Origin of the sequence: Bacillus sp. FSL K6-2865 (genome assembly GCF_040311405.1) — a bacterium.
Lineage (GTDB): Bacteria > Bacillota > Bacilli > Bacillales > Bacillaceae > Bacillus > Bacillus velezensis.
Genome location: NZ_CP152036.1, coordinates 3,545,178 through 3,556,604 on the forward strand (window position 1 = coordinate 3,545,178; position 11,427 = coordinate 3,556,604).

General features: G+C 40.9%; 1 protein-coding gene. It reads right to left on the reverse strand.

Annotation, left to right across the window (positions count from 1 at the left end; genetic code table 11):
- Positions 1 to 100 precede the first annotated feature (100 nt).
- Positions 101 to 11,419 carry an amino acid adenylation domain-containing protein gene (locus NYE42_RS17575; RefSeq protein WP_342497102.1) on the reverse strand — a complete coding sequence of 3,773 codons (11,319 nt, stop codon included), beginning with the start codon at positions 11,417 to 11,419 and terminating at the stop codon, positions 101 to 103.
- Positions 11,420 to 11,427: the final 8 nt, after the last annotated feature.

Sequence of the window (11,427 nt, forward strand, 5' to 3'; positions counted from 1 at the left end):
TTGGGTGGGACCGCGAGCATATGCACATGATCTGGCATCATATGTCTTTTTATGACCCCTCCACCCGCATAGCGGGTGGTTTTACGGGTAAGATACAACATTAAATATTCTTCATGACATCATTAAGGAGCTCTTCTTCAATTGTAATGCCTGTAATGCGAGCAATTAGAGTACTATTTTGAATGTAAAAGTGCATGCTAACTCCAAAATCTTCAGACTCTATAATCTGTGTTTGTAAAAACATCTTCTCAAGTGATATGTCATCTCTACTTGCAAACTTATCAAGGACTCCCTGATAATTAATGATTGGAATGCGACGGGACATTTCATTAAAATCGTACTTTTGTGCTATAAGAAACAACTTTTCTGTAATTGCAGATTGATTAATACTCGATTTTTCTGATGTTGATAAAAGCTGTTTTTGCGTTTTACTTTTCCTATCATAAATTGAATAATCTAAATTTAAAGTTAGCCCCAACATTTCCTTATTGAATTCATCTCTGTTATGTGTCAAAACAGAAACAGGGATGTTATTTAATTCTTCAGGTAAGTCACTATACATAAGCCTTGATATAAATTCTACTGCTGTATTAATGGGTTGTTCGCTAAATTTCTGATATTGTAACTCATTTAGTTTTACATGAATTTCTGTAGACCTCTTAGTGTCTCGTCGAGAGACCAAATCAGCTGATTGTTTAGCAGCTTCAATATACTCTTCCATGTTAGACTCTTGAGCATCTGGAATTTCCAGTTCGTCAACTTTCTTTTTAATCATTTTGCAATATTCTATGAAAGAATAGTTATAGGGAGTGGTAAGTCTGTTGTTCAAAGTTTCATGAAGCATAACCTTAAACAAATCTTGTGAGACTCCATCCCATATTAAATGATGAATTGCACTAAGTACTAAGCAATGATCTGCATCTATTTCTACGATTAAAAATCTAGATAACAGCTTATCATCAGTTAGAAAACTCATTTCATTCACAATTTCTTTAAATTGTTCTGCAGATAACTCTAAGGTTCCTTTCACTACTGGAATTTCCCACTCATCTGAATAATCGTATTCTTCTAAATAGGTCATTTTTTGATTTAATTTCGTTCTTAATGCCCCATGCCTGGAAATTATTCCTCTGAGTGATAAAGAAGCGTTCTCTGCCGTTCCTTCTATTGTTATGATTTCAGTAATAATTTCTGTATCCGGTCGCAAGAAGTCCTCATGTCCTGTCAATACAGGACATTCTAAAGTAGAACGTGTTTTAATATAGTTATCTCCATAATAATTCAACTGTTTTTGTATCATGCACTTTAGATCGCCATCACGGTTATCACCAATTAATGTTTCATCTAATGGCATTTTTACTGTTCCTTTTCTGGTTAAACACGTTTCGACAACATCCTTAATTGCTCTTTCATATGCCAATACCAATGTTTGAGCATCCTCGTCAGTATACAATCCAGTATCATATATGATGTCAAATTCAAGTTGCCCATTTAAAACAGCCCCATTTAGAGACAATCCCATTCCTGATGAATTTTTTTCTGACATACTTCTTCCTAATGGCATTCCCGACATGGATATTCCTTCAATTCTGTCTATCTCGTTATCCAATTCTCCAAGATAATTGAATGTTATTGCTGCGCTCATCTCAAGTCCGCTATGCTCACCAAGATATCTCAAAACTCCATATCCAATTCCATGATTAGGGACCTGTTTCAATGTTTGTTTTGTCTCCAAAATGCTTTCTTCAACAGTATCTTTTGTCTCCAAAATAATAGGATATACACTTGTAAACCAACCAACTGTACGATCGATGGCGATCTCTCTATCTATTGTCTCTCTCCCGTGACCCTCCATTTCTATGGTTAGGTACTTAGAGTTTCTCCATTCTTTTACTGCAATGGTCAGCGATGCCAGTAACAAGTCGTTTATTTCTGTTTTATATGTCTTTCCAGCTTCGAGCAACAGCTTTTTCGTCGTTTCAGAGTCCACTTTCACTACTTTATTTTTATATTGACCACTTGCTGTTTGTGTACTCTTGAATGTCTCAGTACTATTTGATTTATCCGATATATTTTTCCAGTATGCTATTTCATCTGAAAGCACTTCACTCTTAGCATATTGTGTTAAAGCATTCGCCCATTCCTTGTACGAAGCCGTTTTCATTGGCAGCGTGATTTTACCTGTCTCTTGTATTTGTCGATATCCACTAAATAAATCCTCCAGCAGAATTCTCCATGATACACCGTCTATGACCAGATGATGTACACAAATTAGTAAATGATCTCCACTGTCTGAATGGAACAGCCCTACTTTTACTAAAGGCCCGGTGGCTAGGTCTATGCTTGCCTGTAATTTATCGCTGGCATACTCTATCTCTTTCGATACATCTTGCACTTTTGTATAATCTTTTTCATACCAATCATATAGCTTGCTTTCCTCTGTAGACAGCGTGATTTGACGTTGTCCGTCATATACATTTCTTAAAGCGTCATGATGTTTAATGATTTCAGTAATTGCTGTCTTTAAACTAGGTATGTCAAATGGCTCATCACTTCTTAACATTAAGGCCTGATTATAATGATTAGGTACGACGTGATTCTTATTGAAAAATTCTAGTTGTATAGGGGTTAATGGACTTTCCCCATTGATTTCTCCCTGTTCGTATACTTGATTTACTTCTCCCATTTGAATATTTTCCCCAATCTTTCTTGGGGTCTGCTGATACATTAATGCGGCGAAAGAAAGCTTATAACCTTTTTCCCGTAACTTCGAAACGGCCTTAATCGCTTTAATAGAATCTCCGCCAAGTTCAAAGAAACTGTCTTCTATTCCGACTGGAGATATTCCTAAGATTTCTTCAAATATGTCCGTAATGACTTTCTCTGTTTTAGTTCTTGGTGGCATATATTCCTGTCCTGCTAATGCATTTAGTTCTGGCAGTGCTTTTGCATCCAGCTTCCCATTTGGAGTCAGTGGCAAGGCATCAATCTGCATCATAAAGCCAGGTAACATATACTCAGGCAGTTTGTCTCTCAAATCATTTTTGATTTCAGACATATCCAGTTGCTGCTCTTGATTTGTCGGGATCAGGTAGGCACATATACTCTTGTCACCGCCTACTTCCAATGCAACAACGGCTACATCAGATATACCCGGCTGATTCCTTAGAACGCTCTCGATCTCGTACAACTCGATCCGATATCCTCGGATTTTAACCTGTTCATCTATTCTTCCCAGGTATTCCATCTCTCCGTTAGGCAGCCATCTCGCCAAATCTCCAGAGCGGTATAACTTCCCTTCGCCATATGGATTGTCGATAAACTTCTCCGCTGTTAATTCAGGCTGGTTTAGATAGCCTTTGGCTACTCCGTCTCCTGCGATGCATAGCTCACCAGGAACGCCTACACCACATAACTCCATCTCATTCAGTATATAGAGCTGCATATTGGCAATGGGATGTCCGATTCCTACACTTAAACCCTTATCTTTTTCGCTGGAATAGACATAGTCACAGCATCCTACAGTAGTCTCTGTAGGGCCATATTCGTTATGGATCTTGACGCTTTCACCCAATAGCTTCTGCGTTTTCCACGCCGTATCTGTGGTGAACTTCTCTCCACCGACAATCAGCGTTTCTAAATTCGGCACATATACGCCGTCTGCATAGGTTTCCAGCATTTTTAAATGTGACGGGGTAAGCTTCAGGAAGGTTACCCTGTTATCTTTGAATGCTGCACGCAGCCTTTCCTCCGCGTCTCCTCCCTTTAATAGAAAAGATCCACCACTAATCAGCGGTAAGAACAAGGACGTTACGGAAAGGTCGAAACTTAAGCTTGTCATTAATACCGTCGTACAAGCTTCCTTCTGGTATTCTTGATCTGCATACGACAAGTAATGATCCAGATTGCCTCGTGTCACCGCCACACCTTTGGGCTTTCCTGTCGTTCCTGATGTGTAAATCACATAGGCTATGTCACTTTTTTCAACAGCACACGCTGGATTTGTCTCCTTCTCACCCAGATCTTCAAGATTCATCGAGATGAATGGGACTTCCGTTTCCATAGTCTTCTCTCTTGTTAAAATGACCTTGGGTGCTGCATCGTTTAAGATATGCTCTATTCGTTCCTTCGGAGTCGCTGGATCAATCGGGACATAGGAAGCTCCACTCTTTAGCACGCCTAAAATGCCAATGATCGTTTCCGCTCCCAGTGAAGCCATGATGGCCACTCTATCATTGGGCTGGACACCTAACGAAATCAGTTCCCATGCCAATGCATTGGCCTTTCGGTTGACTTCTCCATAACGAAGTACTCCCGTTTCGTATTCGATTACCGTCTTCTCGGGTGTCTGTTCCGCATGTTTCTCGAATCGTTCTACTGCCGTATTATTCTGTGCATACTCCGTATGGGTATCATTGAAAACCGTTAGTATTCTTTGTTGCTCTACCTCACTGACCATGTGGAGTTCAGACAATTTCATTTCAGGGTTAGCAATCACCCTGTCCAGCAACACCTTAAAATGCTCCAGTATGACCTGTGCTGAAGTCTCGGTAAATAAATCACTGCAATATACCAGATCTAAAGCGTACCCCTCTTCATACGCTGTAGCTTGTAAATCCAAATCAAATTTGGCATCAATGAAAGGAATGCCCAGCATCTCTACCTGTGCTTCGCCCATCGCAAGATGGATTTCCTCGTTATTCTGCATGGTAAACATCACGTCAAACAGCGGATTGCGTGACAGATCACGGCGTACTTCTACTTCCTCTACCAATTCTTCAAACGGGTATTCTTGATTCTCATATGCATTCAATGCCAACTCTTTGATCTCGCTTAAAAATTCTAAGAACGTTTTTTCAGCCCTTGGATACCCTCTCATTGCCAGCGTATTGACAAACATGCCGGCTATTGTCTCGGTGTCCTGATGCACTCGGCCTGAGATGGGTGTTCCTACCACGATATCTTGTTGCCTGCTGTATTTATGCAGTTCTATCATAAATACAGCCAGTAAGGTCATGTAATCTGTCGTTCCCTGTTGTTTATTTATATTTTGAATGCCAGCTTTCTGCTCTCGGCTAAGCTGAACAGACACTTGGGCTCCTTTGTAGCTTTGGATTTTGGGACGTGGATAGTCCGTCACCAAATCCAAAACCGGTGCCTCTTCTTTGAATACTTCTTTCCAATAGTTTCTCTGACTCTCCAGGTTTCTGCCACGCATCCATTCACTATAATCCTTGTATTGGATTTCAAGTGGTTGTAATTCTTCACCGTTATACAATCGTGAGAAATCTTCGATTAATATATTTAGCGTCTGATGATCGGAAATAATATGGTGCATATCAAATAGTAAAATATAATTGTTCTGATTTCTTTCTTTGACTACTTTAAAACGCATGAGCGGTGCTGTTCCGATGTCAAACGGGCGTACAAATTGTTCCATGTCAGCGTCACTGTAGCTGTCGGTCTCTTCATATTCCACTTGGTAGAATACCTCGTCTGCAATGACTTGATATGCTCCTTCTTCGGTCATTACAAAACTTGTTCGCAGCGACTCATGACGCTTAATCAGACGATCTATGGCTTGTTGTATTTTTTCTACATCAAGGTTACCCGTTACTTCTAGCGCTGACGCCATGTTATATGCAGTACTGTTGCCTTCCATCTGATCCAGAATAAACAATCGTTTCTGTGTAGAGGATGCTGGATAAGCTTCTCTCTGTTCTGCTTGTGGTATTGGACTATATTCGCCTTCTCCCGCGGCCTCAATCTTTCTCGACAACATGACAGGAGTTGGTGAACTAAATATATCTTTGACTGGCAAACGAATCCCTGTCTTCTTCTCGATGGCATTAATGGCTGCCGTCGCTTTTAACGAATGTCCTCCCAGTTCAAAGAAACTGTCTTCTATTCCGACTGGAGATATTCCTAAGATTTCTTCAAATATGTCCGTAATGACTTTCTCTGTTTTAGTTCTTGGTGGCATATATTCCTGTCCTGCTAATGCATTTGGTTCTGGCAGTGCTTTTGCATCCAGCTTCCCATTTGGAGTCAGTGGCAAGGCATCAATCTGCATCATAAAGCCAGGTAACATATACTCAGGCAGTTTGTCTCTCAAATCATTTTTGATTTCAGACATATCCAGTTGCTGCTCTTGATTTGTCGGGATCAGGTAGGCACATATACTCTTGTCACCGCCTACTTCCAATGCAACAACGGCTACATCAGATATACCCGGCTGATTCCTTAGAACGCTCTCGATCTCGTACAACTCGATCCGATATCCTCGGATTTTAACCTGTTCATCTATTCTTCCCAGGTATTCCATCTCTCCGTTAGGCAGCCATCTCGCCAAATCTCCAGAGCGGTATAACTTCCCTTCGCCATATGGATTGTCGATAAACTTCTCCGCTGTTAATTCAGGCTGGTTTAGATAGCCTTTGGCTACTCCGTCTCCTGCGATGCATAGCTCACCAGGAACGCCTACACCACATAACTCCATCTCATTCAGTATATAGAGCTGCATATTGGCAATGGGATGTCCGATTCCTACACTTAAACCCTTATCTTTTTCGCTGGAATAGACATAGTCACAGCATCCTACGGTAGTCTCTGTAGGGCCATATTCGTTATGGATCTTGACGCTTTCACCCAATAGCTTCTGCGTTTTCCACGCCGTATCTGTGGTGAACTCCTCTCCACCGACAATCAGCGTTTCTAAATTCGCCACATCTACGCCGTCTGCATAGGTTTCCAGCATTTTTAAATGTGACGGGGTAAGCTTCAGGAAGGTTACCCTGTTATCTTTTAAAGCTGCACGTAACCTTTCCTCCGTATCTCCTCCCTTTAATAGAAGAGATCCACCACTAATCAGCGGTAAGAACAAGGACGTTACGGAGAGGTCGAAACTTAAGCTTGTCATTAATACCGTCGTACAAGCTTCCTTCTGGTACTCTTTATCTGCATACGACAAGTAATGATCCAAGTTACCTCGTGTAACCGCCACGCCTTTGGGCTTTCCTGTCGTTCCTGATGTGTAAATCAAATAGGCTATGTCACTTTTTTCAACAGCACACGCTGGATTTGTCTCCTTCTCACCCAGATCTTCAAGATTCATCGAGATGAATGGGACTTCCGTTTCCATAGTCTTCTCTCTTGTTAAAATGACCTTGGGTGCTGCATCGTTTAAGATATGCTCTATTCGTTCCTTCGGTGTTGCTGGATCAATCGGGACATAGGCGGCTCCACTCTTTAGCACGCCCAAAATGCCAATGATCGTTTCCGCTTCCAGGGTAGTCATGATGGCCACTCGATCATTGGGCTGAACACCTAACGAAATCAGTTCCCATGCCAATGCATTGGCCTTGCGGTTGACTTCTCCATAACGAAGTACTCCCGTTTCGTATTCGATTACCGTCTTCTCGGGTGTCTGTTCCGCATGTTTCTCGAATCGTTCCACTGCCGTATGATGCTGTGCATACTCCGTATGCTCCGTATGGGTATTATTGAAAACCGTTAGTATTCTTTGTTGTTCTACCTCACTGACCATGTGTAGTTCAGACAATTTCATATCAGGGTTAGCAATCACTCTATCCAGCAATACCTTAAAATGCTCCAGTATGACCTGTGCTGAAGTCTGGGTAAATAAATCACTGCAATATACCAGATCTAAAGCGTACCCCTCTTCATGCGCTGTCGCTTGCAAATCCAAATCGAATTTGGCATCAATAAAATGAATGCCCAACATGTCTACTTGGGCTTCGCCCATCGCAAGATGGATATCTTCGTCATTCTGCATGGTAAACATCACGTCAAACAGCGGATTGCGTGACAGATCACGGCGTACTTCTACTTCCTCTACCAATTCTTCAAATGGGTATTCCTGATTCTCATACGCGTTTAAGGCCAGCTCTTTTATCTCGCTTAAAAACTCCAGGAACGTTTTCTCGCCCCTTGGATATCCTCTCATTGCCAGCGTATTGACAAACATGCCTGCGATCGTCTCGGTGTCCTGATGCACCCTGCCGGAGATGGGTGTTCCTACCACGATATCTTGTTGCCTGCTGTATTTATGCAGTTCTATCATAAATACAGCCAGTAAGGTCATGTAATCTGTCGTTCCATTTTGTTTATTTATATTTTCAATTCCAACTTTTTGTTCTTTACTAAGTTGAACAGACACTTGTGCTCCTTTGTAACTTTGGGTTTTCGGACGTGGATAGTCCGTCACCAAATCCAAAACCGGTGCCTCTTCTTTAAATACTTCTTTCCAATAATCCCTCTGACTCTCCAGGTTTCTGCCACGCATCCATTCACTATAATCTTTGTATTGGAGTTCAAGTGGTTGTAACTCTTCACCGTTATACAATCGTGAGAAATCTTCGATTAATAGATTGAGCGTCTGATGATCGGAAATAATATGGTGCATATCAAATAGTAAAATATATTTGTTCCGATTTCTTTCTTTCACTACTTTAAAACGCATGAGCGGTGCTGTTCCGATGTCAAACGGGCGTACGAATTGTTCCATGTCAGCGTCACTGTAGCTGTTGGTCTCTTCATATTCCACTTGGTAGAATACCTCGTCTGCAATGACTTGAAGGGTTTCTCCTTCTGTCATGACAAAACTTGTTCGCAGCGACTCATGACGCTGGATCAGGCGATCTATGGCTTGTTGTATTTTTTCTACATCAAGGTTACCCGTTACTTCTAGCGCTGACGCCATGTTATATGCTGTACTGTTGCCTTCCATCTGATCCAGAATAAACAATCGTTTCTGTGTAGAGGATGCTGGATAAGCTTCTCTCTGTTCTGCTTGTGGTATTGGACTATATTCACCTTCTCCCGCGGCCTCAATCTTTCTCGCCAACATGGAAGGAGTTGGTGAACTAAATATCTCTTTTACTGGCAAACGAATTCCTGTCTTCTTCTCGATGGCATTAATGGCTGCCGTCGCTTTTAACGAATGTCCACCCAGTTCAAAGAAACTATCCTCTATGCCGACTGGAGATATTCCTAAGATTTCTTCAAATACATCTACGATTGCCTGCTCCGTCTTATTACTTGGTGGTACGTAGTTCAAACTTTCTAACATATCTGGCTCTGGCAGCCTAGTTTTATCCAGCTTCCCATTTATGGTTAGTGGAAATTCATCGATCTGGATCATAAAGGCAGGAATCATATACTCTGTTACTTCTTCTCTTACCGCTTCTTTAATTTGGGGTATACTTAGTTCCTGCCCCTTTTCTGCAATGAGATATGCACAGAGAATATCATTATTTCCAACTTCTTTTACAATAACGACAGCATCTGCAATATTACTCTGCTTTCTTAATACACTTTCAATTTCACCTAACTCTATCCTGTAACCACGGACTTTCACTTGTTCATCATCTATTCGACCTAAATACTCTATATTTCCATCTGGCTGCCAACGTGCTAAATCTCCTGTACGGTACAGTTTTCCTTCACCGAAGGGATTCTTAATAAACTTCTTATCTGTCAATTCTGGCTGATTTAAATAACCTCTTGCTAAACCATCTCCTGCAATACACAACTCACCAGGTATTCCAATCCCGCATAGCTCCATTTCATTTAGAAGATATACCTTTGTATTTGCAATCGGACGTCCAATGGAAATTGAAGTAGAGTCTGTATTCACTCTAAAACTAGTTGCATTTACAGTAGACTCCGTAGGCCCATATGTGTTAAGCACTTCTACTCTTTCCGCCCATTTTTTTAAGCTTTCTAGACTACCTGCCTCTCCACCTGACTCCAGCAAACGAAGCGTCGGTAATGCGTCAACACACAACCCGTCTATTAACTTAGGTGTCAATGAAGCTGTTGTAACATTATTTCGATCGATATATTTTTGTAGTTGCTCCATATCATAGGTTAAATGTTTTGGTACAATGCATAATGCCGCACCATTGCATAGTGCAGGGAAGATATCTCCCACCGCTTGGTCAAAAGATATATTTGCAAATTGCAGCACCGTATCCTTGTCGCTTAGTGCAAATGTCTCCTGATATGTGACCCACATATTGACCACATTTCGATGTTCAATTAAAACTCCTTTAGGATTTCCAGTTGTACCCGAGGTGTAGATACAATACACTAAATCATTAGACCTGTTAACGTGCAAAAGATTGTCCGTTTCATTAGCATAATTATTCTCATCTTCTAAATCTAATACTGGTATCTCTACCTTCCCTAGCAGCTTATTCTTATACGTCAATACAATCTTTGGACTACTGTCCTCCAGCATATAGTGAATTCTATTATCTGGATATTCAGGATTGATGGGTACATAAGCTCCCCCTGCCTTGATGATGGCTAATATCCCTACAATCATTTCCATGCTGCGTTCTGTCACTAGAGCCACTAGATCGTTTGGAGCCACTCCTAAATCCCGAAGAGTTCGCGCCAACTGATTTGCTCTTTCATTCAGCTCGGCATATGTCATCTTATTATCATCAAATTTAAGTGCAATATTTCCTGCTGTTTTCTCTACCTGATTCTCAAATAAGCTGACAGCTGTTTGTTCTCGAGAGTATTCTACATTCGTTGCATTGAAATCAACCAAGATCTTCTCTTGTTCTCTGAGATCAAGCATATGCAGATCTTTAAGCTTTTTGCCTGGATGTGTTATGGCTTCCTCAAGCAGCGTTACATAATGCCTTGCCATATATTCAATCGTTTCTTGTTTGAATAAATCTGTGCAATACTCAAAATCTATCTCATACCCTTCTGGCATACATTCAACCAGAACGGATAAGTCAAACTTTGAGACATTTCTTTTAATGAATGCACTTTTTCCGCCCAATAGGCCTTGCATTTCCGTCGGTTTTTTCTTTTCTTTTAATCCGAACATAAAATCAAAAATTGGATTTCTTGAGAGATCTCTTTTCTCCTCTACGGCTTCAACTAAATCTTCAAATTGGTATTCTTGGTTATCATAAGCCTGCAGACACTTCTCCTTCACAGCTAATATCAAATGCTCAAAGGTCTCATCCGGACTAACTTCTCCCTTGATCACCAGAGTATTGACAAACATCCCCAACATACCCTTAGTATCTGCATGAACTCGGCCTGACACGGTAGTTCCTACAATAATATCCTTTTGGCGACTATATTTGGCTAATAATAAAATGAACACAGATAGGGTAACCATAAATTCAGTAGCACCATGCTTTAGAGCTAGATTTTTAACCCCTGAGCTTAATGGCTCCTTTACCTTTGCTACAACATTGTCTCCCCTGAAAGACTGGATTTGAGGACGGAGGAAATCCGTCTTCAAATCCACCCTAGCAATTTCACCAGCGAATTCCCTCTTCCAATACTCTTCCTGTTTTGAGATGTCATAAAAATTCTGCCATACACTGAAATCTTTATACTGAACACGGTTAGAATTTTTATTCATAAGTTCTC

What these genes read in the sequence shown, in the direction of transcription:
- NYE42_RS17575 (WP_342497102.1), bottom strand. Translation starts at nt 11,419, where the DNA reads ATGAATAAAAATTCTAACCGTGTTCAGTATAAAGATTTCAGTGTATGG.